We start from the raw sequence: 16,217 nt of genomic DNA, 5'->3' as shown, positions 1-16,217 counted from the left end.
GATACCTCTCAGGCGCCGAGCTCGTTGTCGATGAGGGCGAACAGCTCATCCGTGGTCGCGGTCTCCAGCACTTCGGTGCTCTTCGTACCGGACAGGGTCTTGTGCAGCGTGGTGACCATCGCCTGCAGCCGGGCGACGATCCGGGACCGGTCGATCTCGGCGGCGTCCAAAGTGGACGCGATGCCTTCCAGCCGATCGAGTTCGACTTCCAGGGGGACCGCGGCCTCGCCGCCGCCCAGCTGGGTCCACAGGTGCTCGGCGAGCGCCTGGGGGTTGACGTGGTCGAACGCGACGGTCGCCGGCAGCTTCAGGCCGGTGGCCGCGCCGAGCCGGTTGCGGAGGTCGACGGCGGTGACCGAGTCGAAGCCCAGCTCCTTGAAGGCGCGGGCGGGTTCGACCGCCGAGCCGCCGTCGTAGCCGGCGACCACGGCGACCTCGCCGCGGACCAGCTCCAGCAGCGTCCGCCTCTGTTCGGCGGGCGTGAGCGAGGCGAGCTTCGCCTGGAGGTCTCCGTTGTCCGCCGGGGTTTCCGTCTTGTCCTCGGCGACCTCGGGCAGCGCGCGCAGCAGCGGCCGCGGGCGCGCGAGCTGGTAGACCGGCGCGAACGCGGCCCAGTCGATGTCGGCGACGACCAGGTGGGTCTCGTCGCGGTCGAGCGCCTGGCCCAGTGCTTCGACGGCCAGTTCCGGCGCCATCTCGGCCAGCCCCATGCGGCGCAGCAGGTCGCTCGCCTCGGCGTCGACCATGCCCCCGCCACCCCAGGAACCCCAGGCGATCGCGGTCGCGGTGCGGCCCGCGGCGCGGCGGCGGCGGGCGAGGGCGTCGAGGTAGGCGTTGCCCGCGGCATACGCGGGCTGACCCGAGGTGCCCCACACCGCGGCCCCGGAGGACATCAGCACGAAGGCGTCCAGCTCGGTGTCGCCGAGCAGCTCGTCGAGCAGCGTGGCGCCGGTGACCTTGGCCCTCGTGGCCGCGGCGAACTCGGCGGGTGTGACTTCGGTCAGCGGCGACTCGGCGGTGAGCACACCGGCCGCGTGCACGACAGCCGTCGGCGGGTGCTCGGCCAGCAGGGCCGCCAGCTGTTCCCGGTCGGAGACGTCGCAGGCCACCACGGTCGCGCCCAGCTCTTCGGCCAGCTCGCGCGCACCCTCGGCGTCGATCCCCCGACGGCTGGTGAGCACGATCTTGTCGGCGCCGCGACCGGCCAGCCAGCGGGCGACGTGCGCGCCGACCGCGCCCGTGCCGCCGGTGACGAGGACGGTCCCGCGTGGCTGCCACTCGTCGGCGGTGCCGGTCAGCGGGGCGTGGACCATGCGCCGGGCGAACACGCCCGACGGCCGGACCGCGACCTGGTCCTCACCGTCCACACCGGACACGATCGCGCCGAGGCGGGCCGCGTCGGCGGGACCGTCGACGTCGACCAGGCCACCCCAGGTGGCGGGCTGGTCGAGCGCGGCGACCGTGCCGAGGCCCCAGACCGCCGCGGCGGCCGGGTCGGCGTCGGAAAAGGCGTCCACCGCGACCGCGCCGCGGGTGACGACCCAGGCGGGAGCGTCGACGCCGGTGTCGCGCAAAGCCTGCAGCAAGGCGATGGTGGCGGCGACCGCGGTGCTGAGGGCGGGGTGCTCCGGGTGCTCGCGGGTGTCGAGGGCGAGCAGCGACAGCACGCCGTCGAACGGCCGCAGCGCGGTGGCTTCGGTGAGCAGATCGTTGAGGGCTTCGCGGTCGGCCGTCGCGATCACCCGGACGACCTCGCCCTGCTCGGCGAGCGCGTCGGCCAGTTCGGCCGCCTCGGGGACGTCGGCCGGGACGACGACCAGCCAGGTGCCGGTCAGCCCGCCCGTCACGGCCACCGACGCCCAGGACACGCGGTAGCGCCAGGACTCCACAGTGGACAACTGGGTCCGCCGCCCGTGCCAGGCCGCGAGCGCCGGGACGATGTCGGCCAGGGGGTTCACCTCGACGCCGAGCCGGGCGGCGAGCCCGTCGACGTCGCCGCTGGTGACGTCCTGCCAGAAGTCCTGATCGGCCCCCTGTACGGGTGCAGCCGGGGCGGTTTCCTCTTCGATCCAGAAGCGCTTGTGCTGGAACGGGTACGTCGGCAGGTCGGCGATCCGGCCGCCGGGCACCAGCGACGCCCAGTCGGCCGCACCGCCGCGGACCGAGTACTCGGCCAGCGACGTCGCGAACCGCGTCATGCCGCCTTCGTCACGGCGCAAGGTACCGGCGACGGACCCGCTGTGGCCGCCCTCGTCGAGGGTCTCCTGGATGCTCATGGCCAGCACCGGGTGCGGGCTGACCTCGACGAACCGCGTGTAGCCCGCCTCGGCGAGCTTCGCGACGACCGGGGCGAACCGGACCGTCGTGCGCAGGTTCGTGAACCAGTACCGGGCGTCCATGGTGGCGCCCGGTTCCTCGGTGACCGTGGACGTCATCGCGACGCTGCCGGCGCCCGGCGTGATCGGGCCGAGGTCGGCGAGCAGGCGGTCGGCCAGGTGCTCGACGTGCGCCGAGTGCGAGGCGTAGTCCACCGGGACGCGCTTGGCGCGGAACCCCTCGGCGACGAGCTGGTCGCGCAGCTCGTCGAGGGCCTCGCCGTCGCCGGACAGCACGGCCGAGGTAGCACCGTTGTCGGCGGCCAGGGAGATCCGGCCGCCCCAGGTGTCGAGGCGGGTCAGCAGCTCGGCGGCGGGCAGGCCGGCGGCGAGCATGCCACCGCCGCGGCCGCCGAGGACGTCTCCGATCGCTTTGCTGCGCAGCGCGACCACGCGAGCACCATCCTGAAGGGACAGTGCGCCGGAAACGCTCGCCGCGGCGATCTCGCCCTGCGAATGGCCGATCACCATGTCCGGTTCGACGCCGTGCGCGCGCCACAGCGCGGCCAGCGAGACCATCACGGCCCACAGCATCGGCTGGACGACGTCGACCCGGTCGGCGGGCGGGGTGCCCGGCTCGCCGTGCAGGACGTCGATGACCGACCAGCCGGTGAACTCGGCCAGCGCGGCGTCGCACTCGGCCATCCGGGCGGCGAACGCCGGCGACTGCGTCAGCAGCTCGGTCGCCATGCCGGTCCACTGGGAGCCCTGGCCGGGGAAGACGAACACGGTCTTGCCGCGGACGTCGGCGATCCCGGTGACGACGTCGGGGCGCGAGCCGCCCGCGGCCAGCGTCTCCAAGGCCTGCTTGGCGTCCGTCGAGAGGACCACCGCGCGGTGGTCGAGCTGCGCGCGACCGGTGGCGAGGGTGTGGGCGACGTCGACGAGGTTGCCGTCCACACGGGACGCGAGCTGCGCCGCGGTCTCGGCGAGCGCGGCCGGGGTCTTGGCCGACAGGACCAGCGGGTGCACCGCGGGCAGCGGCGGCTCGACGGCGTCGCTCTCGGGTGCCTGCTCCAGGATGACGTGCGCGTTGGTGCCGCTGACGCCGAACGACGACACGGCGGCCCGGCGCGGCCGGCCGACCTCGGGCCAGTCACGCGGCTCGGTCAGCAGCTCGACCGCGCCCGCGGTCCAGTCGACGTGCGTCGAGGGCGTGCCGACGTGCAGGGTGCGCGGCGCCTTGCCGTGGCGCAGTGCCTGCACCATCTTGATGACGCCGGCGACACCCGCCGCGGCCTGCGGGTGGCCCATGTTGGACTTGATCGAGCCGAGCAGCAGCGGCTCGCCCGTGGTGCGCTGGCCGTAGGTCTCCATCAGCGACTGCGCTTCGATCGGGTCGCCGAGCGCGGTGCCGGTGCCGTGCGCCTCGACGAGGTCCACATCGGACCGCGACAACCCGGCGTCGGCCAGCGCTGCCTCGATCACGCGGACCTGCGAGGGCCCGTTCGGCGCGGAGAAGCCGTTGCTGGCGCCGTCCTGGTTGATCGCGGAGCCGCGCAGGAGCGCGAGGACGCGGTGCCCGTTGCGGCGCGCGTCGGACAGCTTCTCCAGCACGAGAACGCCGACACCTTCGGCCCACGACGTCCCGTCGGCGTCGTCCGAAAAGGACTTGCTGCGGCCGTCGGCGCTCAGGCCACGCCGCCCGCTGAAGTCGACGAACATCTCGGGCGTGCCCATCACGGCGACGCCGCTGGCGAGCGCGAGGGAGCAGTCGCCGTCACGCAGGCCCTGGGCGGCCATGTGCAGCGCGACCAGCGAAGACGAGCACGCGGTGTCGACCGAAACCGACGGCCCTTCGAGGCCGAGGGTGTAGGAAACCTGGCCGGAGACGAGGCTGCCGTCGGGGCTGCCGCCGCTGTAGTCGTGGTACATGACGCCGGCGTAGACCCCGGTCGGGCTGCCCTTGAGCGAGTGCGGGTCGAGCCCGGCGCGCTCGAAGGCCTCCCACGAGGCTTCGAGGAGGATCCGCTGCTGTGGGTCGGACCGGCGGGCGTCACGCGGGCTGATGCCGAAGAACTCGGCGTCGAACCCCGGGGCGTCGTAGAGGAAACCGCCGTGGCGCGTGTAGGTCTTGCCGGGCCGGTCGGGGGTGGGGTCGTAGATGCCTTCGAGGTCCCACCCGCGGTCGGCGGGGAACTCCCCGATGACGTCCCGCCCCTGGTCGACCAGGTCCCACAGGTCGTCCGGCGTCCGGACGCCCCCGGGGTAGCGGCAGCTCATGCCGATGATGGCGATGGGCTCGGTCTGGCGGGTCTCCAGCTCCTGCACCCGGCGCCGGGCCGCCTGCAGGTCCGCCGTCGCGCGCTTCAGGTAGTCGCGGAGCTTGTCCTCGTTGCTCATGAGATGCCCAATTCCTCGTCCAGCACGGCAAAAAGCTCGTCGTCGGTGGCTTCGTCCAGGTCGGCGGCCTCGGTCGTGCCCGTGTTCGCCTCGGTCCACTTGCGCAGCAACGCGTCCAGGCGGGCCGTCACCTTCGCCGTCGAACCGTTCAGCGATCCCGCTCCCGCGAGAAGCGCTTCCAGGCGGTCGATCTCGGCCAGCAGGGAGTCCGCCGCGCCGCGGGCCGGGCCCAGCAACGCGTGCAGCCGCTTGGCCAGCGCCGCCGGGGTCGGGTGGTCGAACACGATCGTCGCCGTCAGCTTCAGGCCGGTCAGGGCGCCCAGCTGGTTGCGCAGCTCGACCGACGTCAGCGAGTCGAAGCCCATCTCCTGGAACGCGCGCTCCGGCTCGACGAACCCGAGGCCCAGCACGGCCTTGACCTGCCCGGAGACGACCTCGAGGAGGTACGCCTCGCGCTCGGACTCCGGCAGCGCGGCCAGTCGGGCCGCGACGGCGCCGTCGGTCTTCGCGGCCGTGCGGCGGGGTGCCTGCCGGACCATGCCACGCAACACCGGCGGCAGCGAGTCCGCGCGGGACCGCAGGGCCGCGAGGTCCAGCTTGACCGGCGCGAGCACGGCGTCGTCGGCGACCAGGCACGCGTCGAACAGCGCCAGGGCATCCGCGGTCGCCATCGGCGGGGTGCCGAGGCGGCGGAGACGGCGGAAGTCGGGTTCGGTCAGCTCGCCGGCCATACCGCCGTCATCGGCCCACGCGCCCCAATCGAGGGAGGTCGCCGGGAGACCGTGGGCGTGGCGGTGCCGGGCCAGTTCGTCGAGGAACGCGTTGGCCGCGGCGTACCCGGCCTGGCCGGCGGCCAGCACGGTGCTCGCGGCCGAGGAGAACAGGACGAACGCGTCCAGGTTCCCGGTCAGCTCGTGCAGGTGCCAGGCGCCGTCGACCTTCGGGGCGAAGACGCGGTCGAGCTCGTCGTCGGTGAGGTTCTCGACGCGGCCGGCGGACGGGATGCCCGCGGCGTGCACCACAGCGGTCAGCGGGACGCCGTCGACCAGCTTCGCGACGGACGCTCGGTCGGTGACGTCGCAGCTCGCGATGGTCACCTCGGCGCCGAGCCGTGTCAGCTCGTCGCGCAGGTCGGCCGCCCCGGGGGCGTCGGCGCCGCGGCGGCTGGAGAGCAGCAGGTGCCGGACGCCGTGGTTCGTCACCAGGTGCTTCGCGACGACCGCGCCGAGCCCGCCCGTGCCGCCGGTGATCAGGACCGTGCCGTCGGGGTTCCAGCCCAGCTCGCCGGACGGCGTCGCCGCGACCAGGCGCGGGACGTACGCCTTCCCCTCGCGGACGGCGACCTCGGGCTCGCCGGTCGCCAAGGCAGCTTCGACGTCGTCGCCGTCGATGAGCACGAACCGGCCCGGGTTCTCGGCTTCCGCCGCGCGGACCAGGCCCCACACCGTCGCGAGGGCCGGGTCGACGTCTTCCCCGTTCACCGACACCGCGCCACTGGTCACGACGGCCAAGCGGTCGTCGGCGGCCCGGATGGCGGCGAGTACCTGGCGGGTGGCCGCGCGGGCCCGTTCCGGAACGGAACCGTCCGGAGTGGACACTTCCAGGACGGTCGCTTTGATGGCTTCGGTGCCGGTAGCGGGTTCCCAGGTGATGCGGAAGAGTGAGCTCGGGGCCAGCTTGTCGAGGGAGATCGGCCGTGCGGCCAGGGAATCGACCGTCAGCACCGGGAGTCCGGTGGTGTCGGCGATCCGCAGCGTGATGGTGTCCGGGCCGGTCGGCGACACGTGGACGCGGACGGCGCCGGTTCCGGCGGCGTGCCAGGTCGTGCCGCTGAACGCGAACGGCAGCATCGGCTTCGCGTCGCCGTCCTCGGGCGCGGGGCCGAGCAGCTGGGCGTGCATAGCGGCGTCGAACAGCGCCGGGTGCAGGCCGTAGTCGCGAGCGTCTTCCGAGACCTCGACCTCCGCGTAGACGTCGTCGCCGTGCCGCCACATCGCGCGCAGGCCCTGGAACGCCGGGCCGTAGTCGTAACCCAGGTCCGCGAGCTGCGCGTACGGGTCCGCCAGGGTGACCTCGGTGGCGCCGGCGGGCGGCCATTCGGTGAGGTCGAACGCCGGCGCGGCCGCCTCGGCCGTGATGAATCCTTCGGCGTGGCGGATCCACGCGTCGTCGCCGTCGGGTCGCGAGTGGACGGTCAACCGGCGGCGGCCGTCCTCTTCGGATTCGAGGGTGACCTGGAGTGCCGCACCCGTGGTCAGGGCGAGCGGAGCGTGCAGCGTCAGCTCGTCGAGCCCGGCGTAGCCGATCTCGTCGGCGGCGGCGCGGGCCAGCTCGACGAACGCGGTGCCGGGCACCAGGACCGTGCCGAGCACGACGTGGTCGGCCAGCCACGGCACGGTGTCCGTCGACAGGCGGCCGGTGAGGACGACCGTGTCGGTCTCCGGCACCCGGACGACGGCACTGAGCATCGGGTGGGCGGCGGCCTGCTGGCCGTGGTCGCCGGCGTCGCCGGTCGCGGTCGTGGCGGGCAGCCAGTAGCGGGTGCGGCGGAACGCGTACGTCGGCACCTCGACGCGTCGCGCGCCGGCGTAGAACGCCTGCCAGTCCACGGGAATCCCGCGGGCGTGCAGGGTGGCGACCGCCGTGACGACGGACTGGGCCTCGTCGCGGTCCGGCCGCACGGAGGGGACGAATTCCCGGGTGTCGTCGTCCAGCGCGGTGCTCGCGGCGGCGGTCAGGACCGGGGCCGGACCGATCTCGAGGAACGTCCGGACGCCGTCCTCGGCGAGGGCGCGGACGCCGTCGGCGAACCGGACGGTCGCGCGGACCTGCTCCACCCAGTACTCCGGTGAGGTCAGGTCGGCGCCCGTGTCCACAGTGGACGCGATCGGGATCTCGGGCTTGGCGTAGGTGAGCTTCCTCGCCACGGCCGCGAACTCGGCCAGCATCGGCTCCATCAGCGGCGAGTGGAAGGCGTGCGAGACGCGCAGCTTCTTGGCGCGCTCGAAGTGCGCGGCGACGGCTTCGACGGCGTCTTCGGCACCCGAGACGACCAGCGAGGCCGGGCCGTTGACGGCGGCGATGCTCACGCCGTCGGTCAGCAGCGGGGTCACTTCGGCCTCGGTGGCCGGGATGGCGACCATCGCCCCGCCCGCGGGCAGGGCCTGCATGAGCCGGGCGCGGGCGGCGACCAGCGTGCAGGCGTCGTCGAGTGAGAGGACGCCGGCGACGTGCGCCGCGGCCAGTTCGCCGATCGAGTGGCCGAGCAGGTGGTCGGGCTTCAGGCCCCACGACTCGAGGAGCCGGTAGAGCGCGACCTCGAACGCGAACAACGCGGGCTGCGTGGACCCGGTCTGCGCCAGGGCATCGGCGTCGTCGAAGACCGCGCGGTCGAGGCCGAGGCGGGTGCACGCGGCGTCGAGGGCCTCGGCGAACACCGGGTACTTCGCCAGCTCGCGGCCCATGCCGGCGCGCTGGGCGCCCTGACCGGTGAAGAGGAAGGCCGTCCGGCCGGTGCCGCGGCGGTCGCGGACGACGTTCGGGGCGTCTTCGTTGTTCGCCAGGGCGGTCAGGCCGGCACGCAGGTCGTCGGCCGTCGAGCCGACCACGACAGCGCGGTGATCGAGCGTCGAACGCGTTGCGGCCAGCGAGAACCCGATGTCCGCCAGGTCTCCGGGGTGATCGACGAGCTGCTGTGCCTGGGCGGCGAGGGCGTCCGCGGTGTCGGCCGAGATCGGCCACGCGACCACGGGAACGCTCGCCGCAGCGGGTTCTTCTTCCGCGGGTTCGGCCTGCTCGATGATGACGTGGGCGTTGGTGCCGCTGATGCCGAACGACGACACCGCGCCGCGGCGGGGCCGGTCGGCGTCGGGCCAGTCGCGGGCCTCGGTGAGCAGCTCGACGGCGCCGGCCGACCAGTCGACGTGCGGCGACGGCGTGTCGACGTGCAGGGTCTTCGGCAGCACGCCGTGCCGGATGGCCTGCACGACCTTGATCACGCCGCCGACGCCGGCCGCGGCCTGGGTGTGCCCGATGTTGGACTTGAGCGAGCCGAGCCACAGCGGCTGCTCGCCCCGGTCCTGGCCGTAGGTGGCGAGCAGGGCCTGCGCCTCGATCGGGTCACCCAGCTTCGTGCCGGTGCCGTGGCCTTCGACGAGGTCGACGTCCGAAGTGGACAGACCGGCGGTGGCGAGCGCCTGGCGGATCACGCGTTGCTGCGCGGGTCCATTGGGGACGGTCAGGCCGCTGGAGGCACCGTCGGAGTTGACCGCGCTGCCGCGCACGACGGCGAGGACGTCGTGGCCGAGGCGCTGGGCATCGGAAAGGCGCTCGACGACGAGGACACCGACGCCCTCGCCCCAGCCCGTGCCGTCGGCACCGGCGGCGAAGGCCTTGCAACGGCCGTCGTCGGACAGGCCGCGCTGCTCGGTGAAGTAGACGAAGGTCTCGGGCGTGGCCATGACCGTGACACCGCCGACGAGGGCGAGCGAGCAGTCACCGCGGCGCAGCGCCTGCGCGGCCCAGTGCAGGGCGACGAGGGAGGACGAGCACGCGGTGTCGACGCTGACGGCCGGACCTTCCAGCCCGAGCGCGTAGGCGACCCGGCCGGAGACGACGCTGCCGGCGGCCGCGTGGCCGAGGTAGTCGTGGTACATCACGCCGGCGAAGACGCCGGTGCTGCTGCCACGCAAGGTTTCGGGCACGATCCCGGCGCGCTCGAGTGCGGTCCACGACGTCTGCAGGAGCAGCCGCTGCTGGGCGTCCATGGACAGCGCCTCGCGGGGCGAGATCCCGAAGAACTCCGGGTCGAACTCCGCGGCGTCGTACAGGAAACCGCCTTCGCGGGTGTTGGTGGTGCCGGGCTTCTCCCCCGCCGGGTCGTAGAGCCGGTCGAGCGGCCAGCCGCGGTCGGCGGGGAAGGCGCCGATGCCGTCGGTGCCGGAAGCGACGAGTTCCCAGAGGTCCTCGGGGCTCTCGACGCCACCGGGATAGCGGCAGTCCATGCCGACGATCGCGATGGGCTCGGTGTCGCGCCGCCGGACCTCCTGCAGGGCACCCTTGGCCTCGCGCAGGTCGGCGGTCGCGCGCTTGAGGTAGTCGAGCAGTTTCCGCTCGTTTTCGGCGCTCACGCCATTACCCCCGTTCCGGCGCGCAGCCGGGAAATGGCAGGAAAAACGGTACTCACGTAATCGACCACCTAACCGCGAAAGGGGTGGAAGGTGCCACGCCGAAAACGCTACCGACGGACTTTGGGCCAACCCACCCCTAGCGGCCCCGCCCGCCCCCACACTTGCCTACCCGGCTCCGGACGCACGCAGGCTCGTGAGTGGGAAACAGGGTTAGAACACTGTTTCTCACTCACGACCAAGCCGCGGGAGACTTGCTACGCGCGGGTCAGCTCCGCCACCACCGCACGCGGCGCCGGCAGCGCGGCGATCTCTTCCCGCAACGCCTCCGCCGCCCCTCGCAGCGAGGCCAGCTCGGCCACGGCCGAGGCCGGCCCCACCCGCCCGGCTCCCACCGCGGCGATGCGCGCGCCGATCGGCGTCTCCGTCAACGACAGCTGCGGCAGTCCGTGCGCCGCTGCCGCAAGGGCGAGCGAAGCGTCGCCGTCGTGGACGACCGCCGTGCACGTCGGCAGGACCGCCACCGGGGGTGCCGCGTCCACCAACCTGACGTTCGGCGGCATCGTCACGCCCGCCGGGATGCTCGCCGGGTCCGTCGCCCACACGACCTCGGCGTCCAGGCCCGCGACCGCGTCGAACGCCGGGCCGGCCAGGGTCGCGTCCGTCAGCGACAGCAGCACCCGGCTGCGCCTCGCCTTGCGCCGCAACCACCCCGGCACCTCGACCGGCCCGAAGTACGGCACGTGCCGGATCGGGCGGGCGCCGGCGACGGGGTCCCGCAGCGACGGCGGCACCGTGTCGAAACCCGGGCCGGCCTCGTCGAGCGGGCCCCGCAGCCGGACCGCTTCCGACCCCGCCGGGACGGCCGCGTCGGACACCACCACCGCGGGCCGCCACAGCTCGGTGAACTCCGCCAGCTCGAGGTCGGCCGCGACGCAGCCGGTCGTCAGGATCTCGTCGACGAACGACGGCTCGCCGGCGATCTTCACGTCGTGGCCCGCGGTCCGCAGCGCCCACGCGAGCGGGACCAGGTTGTGCAGCCGCTCGGGCGACGACGCGGCGGCCAGGAGTACGCGCATGGGATCCACTCCAGAAAAAGGAAACCGGGCCGGCCCGGTGCGGACAGTCGCATTCGACACTATCCACGCCGGTCCGGCCCGCGAACCCCTAGAACAATCATTGCCCGGGTAAAGTCACCGCTTCGATCGGGCTCTTGCGCATCGCCAGCCGCGCGGACAACGACGTCACCGGCCAAATGATCAGGAACACCGCGAGCACGACCGCGAGGAACACCCAGATCGGTCCCGACGGGATGATCTGGCCCGTGCTGATCGCCATCGGCAGCACCGTGAACAACGAGATCGCGATGCCGAGCACGAGCCCGGCCACCGCCACGATGCCGCCTTCGATGAACAGCATCCGGCGGACCTGCCCGCGGTCCGCACCGGCGAGCCGCTGCGCGCCGAACTCCCGGCGCCGGGCCAATACGGCGACGGCGAGGGTGTTCACCGCCGCGATCGCCGCGTACGCGATCGCCAGCACCGCCAGCAGGTAGTTGATCATCGCCTCGACGTCCGCGCCGGCCTGGAAGCTCTCCAGCAGCGCGTCGTCGCCGCCGACCGCGATGCCCGGCCAGTCCTTCAGCCGGTCGGTCAGCCCCGACACCACGTCGCCGCCGTCGGCCGCCTTCACGAGCACCTGCGAAGCCATGCCGCTCGTGGTGTGCGCGGCGAGGAGTTCCACCGGCAGGACCATGCTCGCGTAGCTCGACGGGCTGTCGAGCAGCGCGACGACGGTGACCTGCGCCTGCGCCCCGTCGCCGAGCCGCATGGTGATCTTGTCGCCGACCTTCAGCTCGAGGTCGTCCGCGACGTCCTCCGGCAACGCGACCGAGTCACCCCTGAGGTCCTTCAGCGACCCCTGCGTGACTTCGGTGGCGAGCACCGTGCCGCCCTGGTCCTCGGCGGCGACGCCGAGCAGGCGCAGCGGGTCGCTGCCGTTGCCGTCGTAAGGCTGCTCGATCCAGCCGGCGCTGGTCACCAGCGGCGACGCGGTCGCGACGCCCGGCGTGCTCCGGATCTGCGCCAGCGCCTCCGGCGCGATCCCGCCGGACGAGGTGCTGACCACAGCGTCGGCCTTCAACTGGTCGGCGTAGGCGGCGATCTGCGCCTTCTGCGCCGTCGTTTCCGAGTAGACGTTGCCGAGCGCGACGGCCGTGGCCAGCGTGATCGGCGTGAGCACCGCGGCGAAGGCGACCGCCCGCGCCCGCGAGTTGATCACCGCGAGCGTGGCGTCCCGGCCCGCGACGCGGCGGACGAACGGGCCGAAGCGGTCCGCCACGTACGCCATGATTTCCGGGCCCAGCAAGGCCACCGCGATGGCGCCGGTCAGCACCGCCGGGCCGCCGATCGCGCTGGCGGTGTCGGCGGGCATGAACAGCGTGGTGCCGGCGAGCAGCACCGTCGCGACCCCGAAGACCACGGCTCCCATGCGCCGCAACGGGTTCACCTTCGCGCCCGGGATCGCGGCCTCGGCCAGCGCCTGGATCGGCCGGGCCCGCGACGCGGCCAGCGCGGCGAACCACGCGGCGGCGTAGACGATCACGAGCGTCGCGACGACGCCCGCGCCGAACGCGATGATGTCCTGCTGGAACACCAGCTCGTCGGGCACGATGCCGATCGACATGCTCGTGTCGAAGATCCGGTTGCCGAGCAGGCTGCCCGCGACCACACCGCACAGCGCGGCGACCACGCCGACGGCCATCGTCTCGGCGACGACCATCCGGTGCACCTGCTTCGGCGTCGCGCCGGTGGCCCGCAGCAGCGCGAGTTCCTGCTGGCGCTGGCGCACGGTGAGGCTGATCGTCGCGGAGACGACCAGCGCCATGACCACCAGCACCATGCCGCCGAACACCGCGGCCAGCAGGATCAGGGGCAGCCGGCTGCCGTCGACGCCGAGGAACTCGGCCGAACCGCGGTCGTCGCCGGTCAGCACGCTGACGCCCGGCACCTGCTCCGCGACGCGCGCGGCGAGCTCACCCGCGTCCACGCCCTCGGCCGGGAACACCCCGGCGAGGTCGGCGCGGCCCTGGTGCGGCGAGAACTGCTGCGCGTCCGGCGCAGAGAAGAAGAACGCCGGCGCCTTGACGGTCTGGCTGGGTTCCGCGACACCCGCGACGGTGAAGGTCAGCTTCCGGCCGTCGATCGCGAGGTCGACGGGCGAGCCGGCCTTGAGCCCGGTCGCTTCCGCCGTGGCCGAGTCGACGACGACCTGGCCCGGTGCCTGCGGCTGGGTGCCGTCACGCAGGACGTACCCGCCGAGCGCGGCCGAGTCCCAGCCGTGTCCGGAAAGGACGGACGTGCTCTCGGGCGCGCCGTCTTTGAGCAGCACGGCCGGGAACGAGACGTCCGGCACGACGCGCTGGACGCCTTGCACCGCACCGATCTTGACGAGCTGGTCCGCGGCGAGCCCGGCGCGCTCGGCGTAGGGCACCTCCTCGGACTCTTCGTCCGGCAGCTTGAACGCCGACGAACCGCCGACCACGACCGGCGTCGCGGCGAGCCGCTGCGGCTGCGCCTGCAGCACGATCGCCGTCTCGAACAGCCCGGCGCACGCGATGAGCAGGCCGCAGCCGATCAGGATCGCGACGAACGACGCGAGTGACGCGGCCGCGCGGTAGCGCAGGCTCGCCAGCGCCAGGTTGAGCACCACCCGCCGCGAACTCACCGCTGCCCCCGTGCCTGCTTGGCCCGCTCACCCAGCTGCGCCAGGGTCGCCGCGACGGCTTCGACGCTGGGCGTCGCCATCTGCGTCACGATCTGGCCGTCCACCAGGAAGAGGACGTTGTCCGCGAAGGACGCCGCGACCGGGTCGTGGGTGACCATGACGATGGTCTGGCCCGCGCTGACCAGTTCGCGCATCAGGTTCAGCACCTCGAGCGCGGTGTTCGTGTCGAGCGCGCCGGTCGGCTCGTCGGCGAAGACCACCGACGGGCGGCCGGCGAGCGCGCGGGCGATCGCGACGCGCTGCTGCTGGCCGCCGGACAGCTCGCCCGGGCGGTGCTTGACGCGCTGGGTCAGCCCGACGCGCGCGATCACCTCGTCGACCCACTTGCGGTCCGGCTCGTGGCCGGCCAGCAGCGTCGGCAGGGTGACGTTCTGCTCGACGTTCAGCGCCGGCATCAGGTTGAAGGACTGGAAGATGAAGGCGACGTGCTGACGGCGCAGCTCGGTCAGCTTCGTCTCGCTCTTGCCCTTGAGGTCGGTGCCGACCAGCGTCACGCGGCCGGAGCTCGGCCGGTCGAGGCCCGCCGCGCAGTGCAGCAGCGTGCTCTTGCCGGAGCCCGACGGGCCCATCACCGCGGTGAAGGTGCCGGCCGGGAAGCTGACGGTGACCCCGGCCAGCGCTTCGACGGCGCTTTCGCCGGAACCGTAGGTCTTGTGCACCGCGTCCAGCTGGACCGGCGACTCGACGGAAGTCATCGTGGGCACGTCGTTCACTCCGATCCTTCCCGGGCGCGGCGCGCCGGGTCGAGGTACCACCACACGGCCAGGACGATCCCGCCGCCGACGATCGTCCACAGCCAGAACGGCGCCTTGAACGACATGCTGATCAGGCTCATGAGCAGCCAGATCACGAACTGGATGCCGCCGACGACCGCCCACACGACCGTGACGACCCGGCGGGCGAGCCCGCCGTTGAACCGGGTTCCTCCTGCGCTTTCGGGCATCCATCTCCCCCTTGTCGACGTCCGGCCGCACGGTCGGATTAATCGTGTAAGGCTTACACAGTTTAGCGCAGTACCGCCGAACGGGGAAGCGTGGCCCCGATTAGGGGGCGGACCGAGCAGGGCGAACCGGACAATCCGCAGGTCAGGAGGCGACGCGCATGCGGCGGTCCCAGTCCCGAACCCCCCAGACACCGACCGCCAGGACGCCGCCGCCGAGCACGACCCAGATCAGCCACAGCGGGTCCCACTGGCCGCCGATCAGCCCGATGAGCAGCCAGACGACGAAGTTGGTGATGCTGACGAACGCCCACAGCGCGCCGGCGATCCGCGGGGCCGCTTCGAGAGCGGCCGGCGCGGCCGAGTCGGTCATCCCCGCGACCGCGGCCCGCAGGGCGGCCTGGCTGGTGGCCAGCCGGACGCGGGCGAGCCGCCGGGCGGCCTCCCCGCCGTCGTAGGCTCCGGTCGCTCGGCCGTGTTCGATCTCGGTGGCCGCCAGCTTCCGGTCCAGCTCGGTGACCCGGCCCAGCCCGAACCGGCTGCTCTCGCTCACAAGCACTCGCCCCCAGCTCCGATTAGTGTAAGACTTGCACAGTTTACTGAAACGGACCGCGGAGCGATAGATGGTGATCGAACCCGAGCCGGACGACCGTCCGGACCTGCCGCCCGGGCTGGCCCCGGCGTGGGGAGCCGCGCCGCGGCCCCGCCGTGGCCCCAAGCCGTCGCACAGCCTGGACCGGATCGTCGCGGCCGCCGTCGAGCTCGCCGACGCCGACGGCCTGGCGGCGGCGTCGCTGCCCAACATCGCCGCTTCGGTCGGGCTGACCACCAACGCGCTGTACCGGTACGTCGGGTCGAAGGACGAGCTGCTGGTCCTGCTGGGGGACGCGGGGTTCGGGCCGCCGCCCCCGCTGTCACCGGATCCGGACTGGCGCGGTGCGGCGCGGGAGTGGGTGAACGCGGCGCTGGAGCGGTACCGGGGCCGGCCGTGGTTGTTGGACCTGCCGTCGCGCGGTAGTGCGGTGACGCCGCACCGGCTGCGGTGGATCGAGCAGCTGCTGGCGGTTCTGGCCGAGGCGGGACTGTCCGATGTGGATGCTTTCGGGTCCGCGTTGCTGCTGGGTGACTTCGCTCGCGCGACCGCTGATCGGTTGCGGGCGCGGGCCGATCCGGATTCCGTCGACTCGTCGACACGGGTTTCGGATGTACGCGCGTTTTTGCGGCCGTTGCTGGTGGATGGGGGTTATCCGCGGCTGGCCGCGCTCGCCGCCCGGGGCGAGTACCCGGGGGCGGGTTCGGTGGAGTTCGGGTTGGAGCGGGTTCTGGCCGGAATCGCGGGGCTCTTGACCGCCTCCCGCGCTTGAGGGGTTGCGGCTCGAATGACGTGAATGACTCATTCATGTCGTGTGGTGACATGAATGAGTCATTCACGTCGTTTCGGCCCTGCCCGGGCCTGCTCGTCGGGCGGGATGGGCGGCGCCCCGAGGGGGAGGGAGGGGCGCCGCCCTGGCATATCTGCCGCGGCCGGTCGTGAGTGGGAAACAGGGTTGTAACCCTGGTTTGCCCACCACCCCCCGGGGGGGGGGGGGGTGGGGGGGCCGCCCCGGGGGGTCCGCCCCGGGCGGGGGGGAGGGGGGGGGGGGGACC

The 16,217-nt window shown here is 73.1% G+C and carries 7 protein-coding genes and 1 pseudogene; 1 reads left to right on the top strand and 7 read right to left on the bottom strand.

Annotated features, from left to right (window positions below; genetic code table 11):
- Positions 1–8 precede the first annotated feature (8 nt).
- The 7 genes and pseudogenes from ACIQWX_RS44915 to ACIQWX_RS44885 form a co-directional block, all read right to left on the bottom strand.
- Positions 9–4,688, bottom strand: coding sequence for a type I polyketide synthase (locus ACIQWX_RS44915; protein ID WP_400885349.1), 4,680 nt, complete (start codon positions 4,686–4,688; stop codon positions 9–11).
- Between the two features lie 26 nt (positions 4,689–4,714).
- Positions 4,715–9,844 (bottom strand): annotated as a pseudogene (locus tag ACIQWX_RS44910) (SDR family NAD(P)-dependent oxidoreductase); the annotation flags it as partial.
- Between the two features lie 257 nt (positions 9,845–10,101).
- Positions 10,102–10,923 (bottom strand): nucleotide disphospho-sugar-binding domain-containing protein, encoded by an 822-nt coding sequence (locus ACIQWX_RS44905; protein WP_400884886.1) that lies wholly within the window; start codon positions 10,921–10,923, stop codon positions 10,102–10,104.
- A 97-nt stretch (positions 10,924–11,020) separates the two neighbouring features.
- Complete coding sequence (locus tag ACIQWX_RS44900) at positions 11,021–13,570, bottom strand: ABC transporter permease (protein ID WP_400884885.1); 2,550 nt, start codon at positions 13,568–13,570, stop codon at positions 11,021–11,023.
- Positions 13,567–14,325, bottom strand: a complete 759-nt coding sequence (locus ACIQWX_RS44895) for an ABC transporter ATP-binding protein (protein WP_400884883.1) — start codon at positions 14,323–14,325, stop codon at positions 13,567–13,569. The genes ACIQWX_RS44900 and ACIQWX_RS44895 overlap by 4 nt, the downstream gene beginning before the upstream one ends.
- Positions 14,326–14,339: 14 nt before the next feature.
- Positions 14,340–14,573: a hypothetical protein gene (locus tag ACIQWX_RS44890; protein ID WP_400884881.1), complete on the bottom strand. Its 234-nt coding sequence runs from the start codon at positions 14,571–14,573 to the stop codon at positions 14,340–14,342.
- A 142-nt stretch (positions 14,574–14,715) separates the two neighbouring features.
- Positions 14,716–15,123 carry a hypothetical protein gene (locus tag ACIQWX_RS44885; protein ID WP_400884879.1) on the bottom strand — a complete coding sequence of 136 codons (408 nt, stop codon included), beginning with the start codon at positions 15,121–15,123 and terminating at the stop codon, positions 14,716–14,718.
- Positions 15,124–15,193: 70 nt separating this feature from the next.
- On the opposite strand from ACIQWX_RS44885, the gene ACIQWX_RS44880 reads away from it, so the two are divergent.
- Positions 15,194–15,934 carry a TetR/AcrR family transcriptional regulator gene (locus tag ACIQWX_RS44880; protein ID WP_400884877.1) on the top strand — a complete coding sequence of 247 codons (741 nt, stop codon included), beginning with the start codon at positions 15,194–15,196 and terminating at the stop codon, positions 15,932–15,934.
- The last annotated feature ends 283 nt before the right edge of the window (positions 15,935–16,217 follow it).

The organism is Amycolatopsis sp. NPDC098790 (assembly GCF_044759945.1).
Lineage (GTDB): Bacteria > Actinomycetota > Actinomycetes > Mycobacteriales > Pseudonocardiaceae > Amycolatopsis.
The sequence above is the reverse complement of the archived record's forward strand: the minus strand, read 5'-3'. Positions and strand labels throughout refer to the sequence as shown.